Origin of the sequence: Vibrio chagasii, assembly GCA_041879415.1 — a bacterium.
GTDB lineage: Bacteria > Pseudomonadota > Gammaproteobacteria > Enterobacterales > Vibrionaceae > Vibrio.
The window spans coordinates 125,844-142,708 of record CP090852.1 but is presented as its reverse complement, the minus strand read 5'-3'; the positions used below and the strand labels follow the sequence as shown (position 1 = coordinate 142,708).

13 protein-coding genes and 1 pseudogene are annotated in these 16,865 nt (G+C 44.4%); 8 read left to right on the top strand and 6 right to left on the bottom strand.

Features of this window, described 5'->3' with window-relative positions:
- Positions 1 to 42: 42 nt before the first annotated feature.
- On the bottom strand, positions 43 to 840 hold the full coding sequence (locus L0991_14760) for a PhzF family phenazine biosynthesis protein (protein XGB64815.1): 798 nt from the start codon (positions 838 to 840) through the stop codon (positions 43 to 45).
- A 399-nt stretch (positions 841 to 1,239) separates the two neighbouring features.
- On the opposite strand from L0991_14760, the gene L0991_14755 reads away from it, so the two are divergent.
- Positions 1,240 to 2,271, top strand: coding sequence for an extracellular solute-binding protein (locus L0991_14755; protein ID XGB64814.1), 1,032 nt, complete (start codon positions 1,240 to 1,242; stop codon positions 2,269 to 2,271).
- Positions 2,272 to 2,274: 3 nt separating this feature from the next.
- A complete protein-coding gene (locus L0991_14750; GenBank protein XGB64813.1) occupies positions 2,275 to 4,704 on the top strand; it encodes a bifunctional diguanylate cyclase/phosphodiesterase in 2,430 nt (809 codons plus the stop codon).
- A 279-nt stretch (positions 4,705 to 4,983) separates the two neighbouring features.
- Here L0991_14750 and L0991_14745 read toward each other — a convergent pair whose 3' ends face one another.
- Together L0991_14745 and L0991_14740 are read right to left on the bottom strand one after the other, a co-directional pair.
- Entirely contained in the window at positions 4,984 to 6,009 is a 1,026-nt protein-coding gene (locus L0991_14745) for a diguanylate cyclase (protein XGB64812.1), read from the bottom strand.
- An 8-nt stretch (positions 6,010 to 6,017) separates the two neighbouring features.
- A complete protein-coding gene (locus L0991_14740; GenBank protein XGB64811.1) occupies positions 6,018 to 6,473 on the bottom strand; it encodes a hypothetical protein in 456 nt (151 codons plus the stop codon).
- 385 nt (positions 6,474 to 6,858) lie between these two features.
- On the opposite strand from L0991_14740, the gene L0991_14735 reads away from it, so the two are divergent.
- The 6 genes from L0991_14735 (at position 6,859) to L0991_14710 (ending at position 12,373) form a co-directional block, all read left to right on the top strand.
- Positions 6,859 to 7,245: a cytochrome c gene (locus L0991_14735; GenBank protein XGB64810.1), complete on the top strand. Its 387-nt coding sequence runs from the start codon at positions 6,859 to 6,861 to the stop codon at positions 7,243 to 7,245.
- Positions 7,246 to 7,269: 24 nt separating this feature from the next.
- Positions 7,270 to 8,694 carry a cytochrome-c oxidase, cbb3-type subunit I gene (gene ccoN / locus L0991_14730; GenBank protein XGB64809.1) on the top strand — a complete coding sequence of 475 codons (1,425 nt, stop codon included), beginning with the start codon at positions 7,270 to 7,272 and terminating at the stop codon, positions 8,692 to 8,694.
- Entirely contained in the window at positions 8,695 to 9,309 is a 615-nt protein-coding gene (locus L0991_14725; GenBank protein XGB65447.1) for a cbb3-type cytochrome c oxidase subunit II, read from the top strand.
- Complete coding sequence (locus L0991_14720; GenBank protein XGB64808.1) at positions 9,306 to 11,462, top strand: c-type cytochrome; 2,157 nt, start codon at positions 9,306 to 9,308, stop codon at positions 11,460 to 11,462. Before L0991_14725 ends, L0991_14720 begins: the two co-directional genes overlap by 4 nt.
- A gap of 212 nt (positions 11,463 to 11,674) precedes the next feature.
- Positions 11,675 to 11,902 carry a PAS factor family protein gene (locus L0991_14715; GenBank protein XGB64807.1) on the top strand — a complete coding sequence of 76 codons (228 nt, stop codon included), beginning with the start codon at positions 11,675 to 11,677 and terminating at the stop codon, positions 11,900 to 11,902.
- A gap of 288 nt (positions 11,903 to 12,190) precedes the next feature.
- On the top strand, positions 12,191 to 12,373 hold the full coding sequence (locus L0991_14710; protein XGB64806.1) for a hypothetical protein: 183 nt from the start codon (positions 12,191 to 12,193) through the stop codon (positions 12,371 to 12,373).
- 140 nt (positions 12,374 to 12,513) lie between these two features.
- Here L0991_14710 and L0991_14705 read toward each other — a convergent pair whose 3' ends face one another.
- The 3 genes and pseudogenes from L0991_14705 to L0991_14695 form a co-directional block, all read right to left on the bottom strand.
- Complete coding sequence (locus tag L0991_14705; GenBank protein ID XGB64805.1) at positions 12,514 to 13,806, bottom strand: alpha/beta hydrolase; 1,293 nt, start codon at positions 13,804 to 13,806, stop codon at positions 12,514 to 12,516.
- 313 nt (positions 13,807 to 14,119) lie between these two features.
- Complete coding sequence (locus L0991_14700) at positions 14,120 to 14,857, bottom strand: DUF3726 domain-containing protein (protein ID XGB64804.1); 738 nt, start codon at positions 14,855 to 14,857, stop codon at positions 14,120 to 14,122.
- Positions 14,854 to 16,667: pseudogene (locus tag L0991_14695) on the bottom strand (hypothetical protein). Before L0991_14695 ends, L0991_14700 begins: the two are co-directional and overlap by 4 nt.
- Between the last annotated feature and the right edge of the window lie 198 nt (positions 16,668 to 16,865).

The window sequence follows — 16,865 nt, the reverse complement described above, 5'->3', positions numbered from 1 at the left end:
CACACCAACGGCATAGACCCACCTTTCATAACAACAAGTCCACTAAATTTTTAGCAGACCGCTAATCACTGTTTTGGCTGAACCTATTAACTTTATTCGACCATTCGCCAATAGCTCAGTCGATACATAGCCCCCACGACGAGAAGCTTGGTATGCACGAAAACACGATTTGTTGAGTTTATCAGCCCAATATTGTGTTAAAGCACAATGTGCCGAGCCAGTAACAGGATCCTCATTGTTCCCGACCCAAGGGGCAAAATAACGAGAAACAAAATCGAGATCTACGCTTGATGATTGGCTCGTCACTAGCACACCTCTGCCTGCCATTGTTTTTAAAGCATCAAAGTTCGGAGTGAGCTCCAATAGCACTTGCTCATTAGTCACCTCGATAAACTGCTTAGTATCAAATTCCAAGAATGACACTACTTGGTCTTGCGCTATGCCTAAATGCTCTAAAAGAACTAAATTAGGCTCTGCACTCAGCAACTGAGTACCTGGGAAATCTAGCTCGATAGTTGATTCACAAACTGTGGCAGTTAACTCCCCAGACAAAGTATTAAAAACAACTTTGTCGCCAACCTTAGCTAACCCCTGCTCTGTCATCACATGCACAGTAGCCAGAGTGCCGTGGCCACACAACTTAACTTCCACTTCTGGTGTAAACCACTTTAGCGTCATGGTATCCAGTGCGAGGAAAGCCGTCTCAGGTACCGCCATCTCTTCTGCAATAGATAACATCAGCGACTCATCTAGTAACTCTTGAGAAATGCAGACACCTGCAGGGTTGCCTTTGAAAGCTTGGGTAGTGAACGAATCCACTTGATATATTTCTAGATCCACAAGAGCTCCATTTCGTAGTTTAAGTTTCAAACAGTGCCCACAATAAGCACAAACCTCCTGTGCTACAAGTCATTCCTCAAAACTTTTTAAACCTACAACTAAAACCAATAAGGTGCTGATAAAAAAGAATTATATTTAGCTCGTAGCTAAGCTTGCTGTGTGGCCAACTCATAACAACTTAACCCACCATTAGCATTTATGGAGTAGCATTCATGGCGTTAAAAAATACTTAGATGTTAAAAGCCTCACTACACACGTTTAAGGGTGACCATTGAACACAACCGTTAGTCGCCTACACAAAATGCATTAGGTTGAAGTTAAATTAGTCACTTAAACTTGAAGCATGTCGCAGATTTTGAGCTAGGATTTAGTTAAGCAAAGCAGGAAAGGAATCCTTCTGTGAAATCAATTTATGTTTCAGTTCTTGTCTCATCATCCCTTTTGAGTGGGTTGGTGTTTGGTCAGAAGAACGAAATTTATCTCTACAATTGGGATGAATTTCTGTCTGACGATGTGATTCAACAACTAAACGATACTTATGGGATCTCTCTAAAGCAGCAATACTTTTCTGATGAATCAATTCGAGATGAAGTGCTACTGAGCGAACGGCGTGGAGCATTTGAATTGGTTGTCATTGAAAGCATGAAGCTGAAAGCACTAGCCAAACAGAGCTTGTTTCATAATCTCGATGATTTACAGAAGTCACTTTCGGGTAATTTTGACCCTAGGTGGGTAGACGGATGTGGGGATTACGGCATCCCTTACGCTTGGGGAACATCTGGGATTTTATACCGAAGCAACAGAGTCGAACCGCCTGTCTCATGGAAAGCTATTCTAGACCCAGAAGCAAAAAATAGTGGTCGAATAAGCATGTACTACGAGCCTACTGACTTAGTAAGTACAGCACTTTTACTCAACAGCTTTGACCCTTTCACGAACAATGAACAAGAACTTCGGATCGCTTATCAGACATTGCAGGACCAAAAAGTCCACCTTGAGAGCAGTGAATATGTCGTTGATTATATCCACCAGCCAGCGAGGCTCGCTAACATCGATTTGGCTTACGGTTATTCTGGTGACAGCCATGTACTCAATGATACCGACCCAGACCCATCATGGGTGTACATGGTTCCTCAAGAAGGAACGACATTGTGGTTGGAGTGCATTGCAGCGATCAACAACGGAGAGTTATCCAAGGAAGCCACAACGATACTCTCTTTCTTATCACAACCCGACATTGCCGCTAAAAATGCGATGGACTCTTGGTTCGCTACGCCAAACTCGAAAGCAAAAGCCCTAACCACTCAAGAGTATCAAAATGACCCTGAGCTATTCCCTAGCCAAGAAATACTAGACCGCAGTTACTTGTACCGATCACTTGAGCCCAACAGCCTTCAAATCCGTAATCGTATCGTTGATAGTTTGAGATAATAAATGCCACTATTAAAGAAGCTGTATTTAGTCCTTACCCCCGCACTGTTATTTGTATTTACGGTGGCTGGCGTGATTATCTACAATTTCGCTTCTAGCCATACCAAGCACATGTACTTGGATGAAGTGCAATCTGACGTGAATACCGCTCTTGTTGCTGCTGAATATGAGCAGCTCGGGTTATCGTTGTTAGTAAGGGATATCGGTTCGTCTCTCCAATTCTTACGTTACATTCAAAACCCTACGGATTACACAACACTGTCTCTCTTAGAAAAAAGAGTGCTCCGAACTCTAAACCAGAACCAAGTTAATCAATTTGGTCAGCGGAATATTTACATCATTGACCCTAAATTCAATCTGACACTGTCCACACTTCGAGTTGACCCGTTCGAAGATCTGAAAATCCCTGACCACATTTATGAGCGCGTCTTCGATATCTACACCTCTTTGGTGAGTCGATCTGAACTGTCTCAAAAAGGTTTCTCATACATCTCGGTAAATGGTGGGCTAAGATACGCTTACATTGAGGCCATCGACCCATACTTACTCCCACAAGATAAGCGAGCCAGTAACAGTTCAAATCGATACATCCTGATTGCAGATGGTCCACTAAAGCAGCTATCAAGCTTGCTCGTTGAATACAATGATGACGACAACATGCAACTTTCTATTGAACCGTCGTCGGATAGAGAAAACACTGAGAATACCCAGTTTGTTATCAACTCAATCGAACAGACTAAAGACAGTATCAATGTGCAAATGATCAGCCGACATTTCCTCGCACAAGTCGACATTCGTGAGCAAAAATTCAACCATGCTAAAACCATACTCGCCCAGCAAACCTTTTTAGGTTCGGTAGGCACCCTGTTTTTTATCATGCTCATCGTACATTCGGTCGTACGCTTCCAATTGGTACGCCCACTTAAAGATCTATTGCGCGAAATATCCATCGGTGGGCTTAAGCTCAGATACTTCAAACGCTCGTCAGGAAAAAGTGAGATTGATGGATTAAAGAATGCATATATCGACTCTCTCACCGAGTTAAAATTTGAGGCGGAGTTCGACCAACTCACTAAGTTAGCCAATAGGCGTTCATTCATTCGTCATCTCGGCGTACGCCACAAAAGCGCATTAAACCCAAGATGCTTTATTGTTTGTTGGGATATCATCGATTTTCGTAAAATCAATGACCTTTACGGCGCTAAGGTTGGAGATAAAGTTCTGATAAACCTGGCAAAGGCTCTGAGAGAAACCTTGCAGAACCAACAATCATCCTTCGGTTTTAATTGCAGTGATTACTCTGTAGCAAGGCTTGGAGGTAATCAGTTCATTGCCATATTAGAAATGGGGCAAAATCAATCGATAAACGAAGAAATAGAAAACATCAACAACACACTCACCGGCACAACCTTCCTTGATTATTATGGTTTCAGATTGTCACTTGCAACCGGCGTGTTACCCATGGATACACCAAAGTTCGAAGAGATTTGGCACAGGTGCATCGATGAAATGTTAGCGAATGCCAAAGCACATAGTGACGGTGAAAGCCGTATCGTTTACGGTGAAGAATTGCTGCACACCCTAGAACGTCATGACATTGTCGAGAAACGACTATTAGAGTGCTGCGAAAGTGACAACTTTGAAATTCGCTTTATGCCAATTTTCAATGCTAAGACACTTCAAATTGATGGCGCCGAATGTCTGATCCGCTGCCCGGCTTTATTTGATATCAATGCAGGTCCTGAAGAGTTTGTTCCGGTCGCGGAAAAGAGTAACCTAATATCAAGACTCGACATGTGGGTGATTACTACCGCTATTAAAAGTTACAAAGAGCTAGCAGAAATTCACGGATACAAAGGCACCCTCTCTATTAATATATCTGCAATGGAACTCTACAATCGTAACTTCGCTGACAATGTCCGTAAAGTACTCGAACGTTATCAAGTCTCGCCAGCCAATATCATAATTGAAATTACCGAGACGAGTTACGTGAAAAGCACCAAGCTAACTGTGCAGACTATTGAAAACATAAGAAATTTAGGGTTAAAGGTTTCTCTCGACGACTTTGGCACTGGCTACACGGCGTTTAACCAACTTCTCCACTACCCTGTAGATGAGTTAAAAATCGACAAAAGCTTTATCGATAATATGGTAGACGACAAAGCCGACCGTAAATTGGTCGAGTCGATGATTAACCTGGGGCACTCTTGTGACACGCTCGTTGTAGGGGAAGGCGTTGAATCCATAGAACAGTATCACTACCTAAGAAAAGCGCACTGTGACCTCATACAAGGCTACTATTTTAGTCAGCCATTAACGTACTTGGAATTTATTGAGTTCGTTCGAGACCATAACCCTCAAGCGATTTTAAACCCCGAGCCTATTCAAGACTCTACGTCGAACGATAATATCGCGGTAGTACACCACAAATAAAGTTCTCATGAATTTCAGCACCTTTATATAAACGAGCGTGCTCTCAAACCCGTTTCCGCTTCCATTTGCACTTCTCTTAAATAGTAAAAGTAGCCTGACTGTTCAAACACTAACAGGCCTAGGCACCTATCGTATTCCTCCTTAAGAAATACAGGCATCGCATACACGTTAATAATGGTGCCCACAAAACGTTAGCTCCCCTTCGGTGAGAGCGAGACGACTAAAGGTTGGCACTAAGAGTTGAGAAGGTTGATTCTTTGATACAAAAAAGTCGGAAGGCTAGCGTTGGATGGTCGTTAATAGCTCCATCATATCCTTAGAGCTGATGTTCTTTTTGTGTCTGACTACTGCGTCAATCATAAGCTCCAAATTCCCCGCAGAAATATAGTCCTTGAGTACGCTGTTGAATTTCTCCTGTATCTCATCACTCGTGTACAGGTCTTGAGGGATAAAAAATATAAACTGACTTCCACTGCTACGAAACGAGATTGTGCTTTCAGGAACCTTTTCTGTCAGAGACTTTGCCGCAGAACTCACAACCAAGTCACCATATTCAAGCCCATATTTTTGATTAATCTCACTCAGATTTCTAATTCGTACAAAATAGAGGTCGAACGTATTATCTTCAGGGTAACTATTTTTAATAAACTGCATGAGAGAGACTCTATTACGAAAGCCAGTAATAAAGTCTGTCGAATGGAGCTTCTTCTTAATTGAGAAATCCAGATAAAAGACAACAGCGATGGCAGCTAAAACCAGAACAAGAAAAGCACTGCTCGCCCGATTAACGACAACAAATTTATCAACAATAGAGGTATTTTCTTCAATAACTGGGCTTTGGAGGCGAAATTTCTCATTGATAAATTCAACCAAGCTGGTGTAGCAAATATCGATTTTCTTTTGTAAGGACTCTTGGGGAAGATCGCCCTGGCGAACCAATTTAATGGACGACTCTAGTGACTTAAACTTTTCAAATTCTGCCGAAAAATAGGTTTTGAAGTTCGCTGATTTAATAAAATTTGACGATTCAGTACTGTTGATCAGAATATCAAAACGACTCCAGGTAATATCATAAGCCAACCATAACTCATCGTAATCGAGCTTATCCGAACGGCTAACCATCAAAAAATTGGCATATTCCTTTACCAACTGAAAAACGAACCAAGTAGCCTCATTCTGGCGGCTAGAAAAGCTCTTATTGATATCGTTGATTCTTGTAACACTGTAGATATTCACGGTAAGTAAAACCGCAGCTGAAAGCAAAATAACCACTTTAATGGCAGTCAGCGATAACATTTTCTTCATAGTATATCCTACAAGTGAATATCTCGTATCTGCCAAATCATTTTTGAGTGTATATCAGTGTTGTCCAGCTCTGGACTAGAAGACAACGGATAGATTAACCAATACGGTCCCTTGTCTCTTACCGACATAAACTCCCCGTCCTGTTTTATGGCAATTATCGGCTGATAGTCATAAAAGTCTTCCTTTGGAATCGAAACCTTGTAGTCGTTTAGCGCGATAAAAGTAACGTTAGGGGAAACCGATAAATCCATGGTCGCAAGGACAGCCTGCAACGTGACCCCACTATAAACAGACTTACCTTCACTCCATGGAAGAATAGTGGCAATTTCACTCTGAGGAAGCATAAGTAGCTGCTCTCGGCTTAACTCATGTTTTTGTCCTAAATGGTCAAACACCGTTAAATTTGCTGCTGCAAAAATGGGAAATGAGCACAAGGAAAGGAAGACAAGAAGAGTAGTTCTCATTTTAAACTCCATTTAAAAAGGTCACTAACTTGAGTCTAGTTCAAATTGTGCGTATGACTCGTCTAACCAAGGCTTAATTTGCCTAAAACATTCACTCGTCCTAGCTCAAACCGTATTGCGACGATCGGCAGAGTCTTCTAAATAAAACGAGCTCTTTTACTCCCTCAGTAATCCAATTCCCCGTGTGAATACGTAGTGACTGATAAAATTGACAAGAAAGATGAGTCATTTAGTAGCGATATTCCGTGACACTGCATAACCTTTAATCGAACGTAAGTCATTTTAAGAGCCCAATTAACTGTTGTGAGCCGTTATAAATATCACCAGCTTATATTGTCTAACTCTCTTAAGTCACTTACTCAATTCATAATCAAGGGAATCGATAATGAGTTTAAATAAGCGAAAGTTTAACCCCATGACGGCACTGTCTCCCCTCTTACTGACGCTGGTCATGTTTCCTGTTTCGGCTGAAATCAACCAAGAACAATTCGAATTAGGTAAACAAAAAGCCAAGGTGTGTATGACTTGCCATGGTGATGACGGCATTTCAACACAAGACCCCTACCCAAACCTTCGTGGGCAAAAAATGGGCTACCTAATCTCATCGTTAAAAGATTATCAAACAAGAGAAAGAACCAGTGGACTGGCGGTTCTTATGCAGCAACAAGCCGATACGCTCTCGGACCAAGACATCCGCGATATTTCTTATTTCTATTCGAACCTCGGTAGCGAATCAAATTCGGTGAGCGACTCTAGCGCAATCAGCAATTAAATATCCTAGGCAAGGAGCCTTGTTATGGAACAAGTGACAACGCAGTACAGCATTAAGGTGGTGAAGTACTTTATTATCGCCTCCTTAATCTGGGCTATTTTAGGCATGATCATCGGTGTGATTCTCGCCGCACAGCTGTATTGGCCCATCTTAAACTTCGACTCAGAGTACTTTCAATTCGGTAGGCTTCGTCCCTTACATACCTCTGGCGTGATATACGGGTTTGTCGTCAATATCCTGATGGGGACATCGTTGTACATTGCTCAACGAACCGGGCATTGTGAGCTCTTCAACAAGAGCTTGTCGTGGATGGTGTTTTGGGGCTGGCAGCTTGTGTTGCTACTGGCGCTCATCTCTCTGCCTGCGGGTTACACCACTTCAAAAGAGTACGCAGAACTAGAGTGGCCAATTGATTTACTTATTGTACTTGTTTGGGTGCTTTATGCTGTGTTGTTCTTTGGCACAATAGCCAAACGGAAAGTCGACCACATCTTTGTGGCAAACTGGTTCTTTGCAGCGTTTATTATCGTGATCGCGATGATCTTCATCGTCAACAACCTCGCGATGCCCGTTTCGGCAATGAAGTCCTATTCAGTCTTCGCCGGAGCTCAAGACGCCATTGTACAATGGTGGTGGGGACATAACGCCGTCGGGTTCTTGCTGACGGCTGGCGTCATCGGTATGAACTACTACTTCATCCCCAAAGCGGCTGACCGCCCTATCTACTCGTACCGATTGTCCGTAATTCACTTCTGGGGCTTAGTTGGCTTCTACACTTGGGCGGGTACTCACCACCTCGTCTATTCTTCCGTTCCGGTGTGGGTACAAAACATTGGTATCGTGATGTCACTGATCCTCTGGTTACCATCCTGGGCGGGTGCGTTTAACAGCGCGATGACTCTGCTGCAAAACAAAGAGAAACTTAAGTCCGACTACATTCTCCTATTCTTCTTTTCGGCAATTCTCTACTACTGCTTAGCGACATTCGAAGGCCCACTGCTCGCTATTCGTTGGTTCAACATGGTTGCACACAACACCGAATGGATTATCGGTCATGTCCACTCTGGCGCTCTCGGATGGGTAGCGATGTCGGGTATCGCCGTATTCTATTACTTCATCCCACGTTTATGGGGCAAAACCGAACTTTGGTCACCAAGGATGCTCAAGTGGCACTTCTGGCTCGCACACGCAGGTGTGGCTATTTACGCCATTGCCTTGTGGGTAGCGGGTATTGGTGAAGGCTACATGTGGCTCACTCAAAACGACAACGGCGAACTCGTATACAGCTTTGTGCAAGCTATGGACTTCAAAGCACCTTGGCTATTCCTACGCTTCTTTGGTGGTGCTCTATTCGTACTTGGCTTGTTCTTAATGGCACTGAATCTTTACAAAACGGTGCGTATGCCAGCAGAGCTTGATGTTAAACGTACAGCAAATGGGGAGGCATAAATCATGAGTAAAGACTTTACCCACTCGTTGGTTATTCTAATTTTGACCACCGTAGTCGTCGCCTCGTTCTCACTAGTAGTTTGGGTGGTCCCAAACATCGTTCGAGGTGATGATATCGCTAAAAACAGCCTCGCTGTGCCGTTAACCGCTATCGAGCTAGCCGGTCGAGATATCTACATCAGCGAAGGCTGCCACGTCTGTCACACGCAGATGGTTCGTCCTCTTGATCCAGAAATCAAACGTAACGGACGCCCAAACCAAGAAGCAGACGATATCTACGAGTTTCCTAACTTGTGGGGTTCTAAACGTACTGGTCCTGACCTAACCAATTTAGCAAGAAAGTACTCTGACCAATGGCATGTGATACATCTAATCAACCCTCGACAAGTCGTGCCTACTTCTATCATGCCTTCTTACCCTTGGCTGTTTGAACAAACACTCACTGGGGATGATATCAGCGCGAAAATGGAGGTATTGCGTACGCTAGGTGTTCCGTATACCGACCAAGAAATTGGTGACGCAAGACTACAGGTTAGAGGAAAAACCAAAGGCGAAGCCTTAATTCGATACCTGCAAAGCCTAGGTAAAGATACGTCACAGGAGGTATCACAATGAGCACATTTTGGAACTTATGGGCGGCACTTTTAACCATAATATTCTTTGTTCTAATGGTATCCGTTGTCGTTAAATACTGGCGTAGTAATCACAAGGCCGACGAGGACCACACCGTTGGCACCTTTGACGGCATTGAAGAGAAAGACGCACCGCCGCCTAAATTACTGTTTGTCAGTTATGCTGTCGCTTTCTCTCTCTCCGCAGGCTACCTCGTGTTATACCCCGGGATTGGTGAATGGGAAGGCTTAGTCGATTGGCAGCAAAGTGACGATAAACTCAGTTCGCCTACCACGACCCTCAATGAGCAGTTTGCACAAACAAGTGAAACCACTTTGGCTGGGTTAGCAGAGGTGCCTGAGATCGTAAGCAGCGGTCAGATCTTATTCCAAACCCATTGTGCCGCTTGTCACCGAGATAACGCTCAAGGGCAAAAACACTTCCCTAACTTGATCGACCAAGAGTGGTTGTATGGTGGCAGTGATGAAGCCATTATTCACTCGATTGCCAAAGGGCGAAACGGTGCCATGCCGGGTTGGAGTGAAATCATGCGTCCAGATGAAGTGGCAAAAGTCTCCTACTACTTAGCGTCACTGAATCAACGCCACACTGATGTACCTGAGGTCAAAGTCGAACTAGGCAAAACCTTGTTCACTAAATACTGCTCTTCTTGTCATGCCGACGGCTCCGTTGCCAACCCTCAAATAGGAGTACCAGACCTGTCCGACGACATATGGCTCCACGGAGGCAGCATTGAAGAGATTCAACATACGATCAACTATGGCTTGAACAACCTGATGCCAGCGTTTCATAGCCAGCTAACCGAAAACGAGATACTCGCTCTGGGTGCCTATATCCGATATGCAGGAGAAGCTGAACAGCAGAGAATTGCAAACTTGGATGCTCAATCTGTTGAGCGAGGAGAATATCTTGCTTATGCCGGTGACTGTGTCGCTTGTCATAGTGCAGAGGGAGGCGAACCCTTTGCTGGTGGTCTGCCGTTTGTAACCCCTTTCGGCACTGTTTACTCAACCAACATAACGCCTCATAACACGGAAGGCATTGGAACCTATGATTTCGAAGATTTCAGAGCTGCATTGGTTGCGGGTAAAGGCAAGAATGGCTACTTGTATCCAGCTATGCCCTACACTTCGTATCAATATCTGACCGACCAAGACATGGTCGATTTGTGGGAGTACATGCAATCCATTACTGCTGTACCAAGACGCAATGACGACAACAGCATGATGTTCCCGTCGAACATTCGCCTAGGTTTGCTTGGCTGGAATATCGTATTCATGGATACCGATCCCGTCGACTATCAAGTACCAGAGGAGCTCAAAGACAAGGTTGATGATGTCGAGAAGTGGCAACAAGGTAAATACTGGGTTGCAGGGCTTGGTCACTGTTCTGAGTGTCACACGCCTCGTAACATTGCCCAAGCATTGATACCGGAGCGTATTTTCCAAGGTAATTTAATCGATGGTTGGAATGCACCTGACATCACCGCAAACGAGCTGTACATCGATGGCTGGGATGAGAAAACACTCACCGACTTCCTACACACAGGTCACTCAGACAAAGGGACGGCTTTTGCTGGTATGGCTGACGTAGTTAAAAACAGCCTAAGTTTGATGACGCGCGAAGATATTGAATCAATGTCGTACTACTTACTCAGTGGTGATACCAACAACACCATAAGTAGTGACGCGGTACCGTTAGAGCCGAAAGGCTTTGATGAAGAGTCATACGCCGCCGAGATCTACACGACTTATCGCCAAACCTGTGGTGCGTGTCATGGTGACGATGGTAAAGGGCGAGACCCTATCGCTCCTACCCTGTTGAACAATGGCATCATCATGCACAGCGACCCATTCAACACCATTGCGGTAACAGTAAGGGGCTTACAGCCTACGTATCTCGATAAAGACAGAAACTTCATGCCAATGGCGAGCTTTGAAGATGTCTTATCAGATCAAAGGCTAGCTGAACTGATCACTTTCGTCCGATTGCATCTAGGTGATAGAGACGAGCCGGTCACCGCAGAGCATGTTCGAGAAGTGAGAGAAACTCTAGAAGCAGCGGGTTACGCTGGCGGCTTACATACTACGCCGGACATGTATGACCGAAGAGATAACACCATAAACATCCGGTAGCATTAGCTCAATTTATCGAAGCTAGAAAAAAGGAGACCTGAGTGTCTCCTTTTCTTTTGCGCTGTTAGACGCCCTTTGTCACTACAACACAATTATAACTAACTGATTACACAATTAAGCAGACTTGCACATAATGCGATCAATCTCGCAGAACAAAGATGACACCAAGTGCATAATACGCAAAATTTTATAATGAGTTACTAAGGACTGATATGGATACAACTACACTCATCTACGATACGTTGGAAGGTCTATCGAGCGCGAAACCACAGCAACACGCTCAAATCCGCCAAAATCTATATAACCATCTAGATCTATCATTTGAGAAGCAGTTGGCTTTGTATTCATCCGTTCTTGGTCCAGCAAGTGCTGGTAGATTGACCGATTTAGACAGCGCAGTAATGTCTGCACGCAAGATTGTTGGCTTAGAAAACAACTAATCTGTCGTCCAAATGAATTTTGAAAAAACGCTGCCTTGTGCAGCGTTTTTTTATGCTTCAATTTCCTTCAGGTACAACTTACCACTGCTACCCATTCTCAACACTCTATCCGGATGAATAGCGATTTAGAGTAATAAGCTCGAGTGCTGATAAGTGCAATTTGTAGATATTTTCAAGTTGCAACCATTCTCATTTGGTTAATCTTATGTTCCATTTTTAACAGGTGTGTAACGACGATAATGGCGCTAATGTTAGTAGCACGTTAACCACACAACGAATGGAAGAATCATGAGAGTACTTATTGAATACACACAGACAGGCAAATATCGTGATCAAGCTTGGGAAGCACTGACCATTCGTTCGAAAGGCGAGATTCAAGCTGTGACCCCATCTTACGCGGCTCAACTTATCGAACAAAATCGCGCCTGCTTAACCACAACAGAACATCAAGATATCGTCATCCAACCTTAATGGCTTATTGAGCTACCCCTCCTAGTTCCTTAAATCGAATAGTTCGATGACCTAACAAAAACGCTGCACGGATGCAGCGTTTTCTTTTTTCTAACGTTCCAAATTTTTAACGTCTCTTATTTCGAGCAGTGATAGCTTGATTACTTTGGCAGATTCTCTAACGCTTCAACCATGGTCATCAGCTTATCTACGATTCTTTCACCGTCTGCTCGTAAGCCGTTGTGCTCATACTCGTTAGTGATCCACGTTTTTGAATTTGGAATGTTCGCCAGTGTTTCACGGCTGTAATCCAGTTCAACGTACATGTCGTCGGCATAAACAGCACACGCCATAGGCACGGTATTCTTGCTAAGCTGCTCTGCGTTGTACAAAGTGCCCCAATCCGATTTCTCAGCTAAGATATTCGCCGCTTCACGCAGTGGCTTCAGTGTTTCTAGTTGATCAAACATCCATGGGTAGACCATCTCGCCAGTAAACCAAAATTCCCCACCCGATTGATAGTTAAAGTGAGGATACTGCTCGCGAACTCGATGAGCCGACCAATTTGATGCTGTCCCTTGGCAATAGATCGATTCATGCAAAATGGCATAGATTGGATTGGTTAGGTAACCCTGCTCTTGTTGCATTTGATTTAGGAAGCTGTAGCTCAGCTGCTTTTTACCATTAGCTTCAACAAACGCACTCTCTAATGTGAAGTACATAGGAAGGTTTGCTTCGCCAGCACCAAGGTTAATGCCAATCAATTGGAACTGTTCAACCGTAAATAGCTGACCGTTTGGTAGCTTCACTTCATTGTTAACCAGATAATCAGAGATCTCACGGCACATGGCTTGTGCTTGTGGGAATTGAGCAAAGAAGGCTCTGTTCTTATCTTCAACACGCTTATAGGTCGCGCGGTAGACATCGTCAGCTTCACGTTCAATCGACGGGATACCGCCAGTTACATAGCAGCGTTGCAAGCTTTGTGGGAATAGCGATAAGTAGCTTAGAGTACAAAAGCCACCAAAGCTCTGGCCAATTGTCGACCACTGCTTAACACCAAATTTTTCACGAATCGCTTCCGCATCACGAACAATGTTGTCAGCTCTGAAATGCGTTAGATATTCAGCTTGTTGCTCTGGAGACAGATGCGCCAAAGTTTCATGGCTAATTACCGTGCTATTACCTGTGCCGCGCTGATCAAGAAGCAGAACGCGGTAGTTTTGTAACGCGCGTTTCATCCAACCGGATTCCCCACTCACACGTGGTGAAGGAAAGCCTGGGCCACCCTGAAAGTAGATAAGCCATGGGAGCTCTTGGCTGTCTTTAGCTAGATCGACAACTTCACGAGCAAAGACTTGAATCTGCTGTCCATCTTTCGCTTGATAATCGAGTGGTAGTTCAAAATAGTGCTGACGATACAGGGTGGTTCCATCTATAAACTTAGCTTGCACGCTTCATTCCTTTTTATCTGATTCTAATGTCATCGGTACGAATAAAAGTGGCGCCCTATGGCACGCATAGGTAGCAAGATACGCATAGTAGCTCGTAAATGAAACCGTTTGTTTAGCATGAATGTGAAGGTACTTCATTTGATCGCTCAAGGAGTGTTCGTATCGTAACAACCTGTGTCAAAACAGCCCCTTTTGAGGCTTTATCAAGGAATGAGAAAAAAGAAACAGGAAAATAAAAAGAGCTTAACGAGGTGAGGATACGTTAAGCTCTTTTGGTGTTATCTGATGCTTATGTTGCGCTACGTTCAATCCGCTATGAGGCGACTAGCTCTCCTGCCCCTTGAATTGAACGTTGGCTATTTTCAACCAGAATCGCAGTGGCCGTTTCTTTTAGTGTCGCCCACTCTGCGTCATTGACCTCAATGCCATCACGCCACGCCTCTTCTTGTGTCTTAAACAACGACTCAGACCTGACATGTGTTTGGTAGCCATCTGACAAGCGTTCGATATCGAAATCCTGGACGGAAAGTTCGATGGTCATATTATGGATATGTTCGTCCGATGTCAGAGGCAAATCTGATAAAAACAGCTCTGGAGCAACGCAACCACGGTTAAGCACATACAAGGTGCTCTTAGGGTTTGAGCCATTGTCCCAACGTGCAGTACACGCAATACCTTTCGCTGCTAGTTTTACAAGCTCACTGTAGGCTAACCAGCGGTTATGGCAGTTGTTTAGCTCAATCTTAAGCGATTTATTACCGACCATTTTTTCAATCGCGTAATCCATCACGACAGGAAGGTGACACGCCAAACTTGCCTTATGTAAGTCAACTTCGACCGTGTTATCGCTTGTCAATTGAATATCAACTGGGCAGTCGTCCTCTAGGCCGATAAAGTTGCTCGCATTATTAAAATGACGCACACCATCCAAGCCTACCATTTGCAAATCAGCCACCATGTTCGCTATCACATCGGCTTCACCACATGTACGGCGCATCCCTAAAAAGGCTTTGTTGACGGCCGCGACCAATTCATTGTGAGAAACGATCATAGCGATTTACCTCCATGTTGAGCATTGATATGTGTAGGAACGTTATGTGAGCCAGCTAGCTCCGCTTCACTCGGCAACAGTGGGAATACCCACTCGTCCTGATTAATTTCGTCAAGCAACGGCGCACCTTGGAAGAAGGTCACGCGAACCCAACGATCAGAGCGCGGATCAAACTTAGTTGCACCAAACATCGCTAACTTGCAACGTAACAGATGCATCGGCAGCGACTCTTTATGAAGCACATTCATTTGAATGTCGCCCATCGCTTTGTTACCCAGCGTCCATACCCGGCGCGCTATAGCACGATGCTGTGGCTGTTTTACTAAGAACTCGGCTAATGAGAGCTCTGGAGTAAACTGCAATAAAGCGTGGTACAAGCGGTAAGCTTGACGACCGATATCTAACGGCAATTCACGCTCTTCACCAAGCTCTTCGCCTCGAACACCGAGCCTTGGCTCTTCTTTGTCTTGTGAGCGATACCAGAACCAGTAGTTGTTTTCTGCTTTAGTAAAATCGGTTGTGATTGCCCAGCGGTACTTCTCTTCTAAGATCACCAACAGATCTTGTATCTTCTTACCGCTAGGAAGTGACAATGTCTCGCTACAATTCATCTGCTCCTGATGGGCGTCCACTAATTCTGGGTACAATTCCATCAAGCATGAAATAAGGATTTCTTGGGCTTCCATACTCATGTGCTTAGATTGCTCGACAAATTCACCCCATGTTTCACATCGGTTGACTGAAGCATCTAACGTTTGCTCTGCCGCTTTCAACTCAGTGACAGCAGCTTTGTTTAACTCTTGTTGGGTTTCGTTGATGGTCACCACCTGCTCTAGGTGACAGACTGCTTTTTTCACTAGTGAGCGCAATGGCTCAACTAAGCTATTGTCGGTCTGATTAGCTAGCACGTCAGATAGAGCATGCTCACGGGTTGTCATCCATTGATCGACAATACTTGGGTGGTTAATCAGGTATGGCGCCATACCTAAACCTGTCGCATTCCCTACACCCAGGTAACGTTGTAAACCTCGATGTAAAGTCGCAGCTTGCTCACCACCTTGTTGCTCTGCTAGGTAATGAACCCAATCCAGGCTGAATTCACGCAGCATATATACCGCACACATTTGCGCACTGAACGACTGATTGAAATCTGGGTTCTTCTCTAGAATTTTGAAGTCAGCGATACCGAACTTACCATTACCATAAACCGCAGTCGTTCTCAGGATGTAGCCCACTTCAGCTAACTCTTTTGGCGTTGGCTGAACCCCTTTAGCCAAGTGACTCACTATGTGTTCGAACACACGGACACTTTTGTTGGCACGCGCTAGAACGAGCACATTGTTAGGGTTACGGCCTGCTTCTTGTAGCGGTACATTCGCACGAAGTCTCTCAAGTAGAGCGACATCCACATCGCCAAGAACCAAAGCAAATGTTACGTCCCACTTTTCAGCAATTACACGGTCATTTCGCTCGTCGTCTGCAATCTCATCGCAAAAAACAACCAAATGATAAACATGGTTCGGCGTCTCTAGCTTATAGATAACATGACCAAATCCTTGAGGGTCTAATTGCCACTCATGCTTAGTCACTTTCCATTGCTGTTGCGCCATTTTGCGAATCAAAGTTCTTACGAAGCTGATACGCGTTTGGTGCATAGCACCTAGTCTTTCCGGTGCCATGACGACCGTTGCGTCACGTAGTGCTGATTCAGTGTAGGTAGAACGATGTGCATCCATTTTGCTCACCACCTTTGTAGTTATAAGGGTTTTGCTAGCCATTCAGAACCGATCGTTGCTGTCTTTTGAAGCATTTATAGCGACAGTATGTTGGTTAGCTTTCACGTTATTGGAGTAAGCGAACTCACCCCTTATTATTTGTCCTGACTAGATCTCTTGACCTAAATAGTTTGCCGCCCGATGTATCTTCACCAGTACGGGTTTTCTCTTCCTTTCGGAATCTGGTATCAGCCTAATTTCAAAGGCTGATACCTTGTTTCTCTTACATTTTT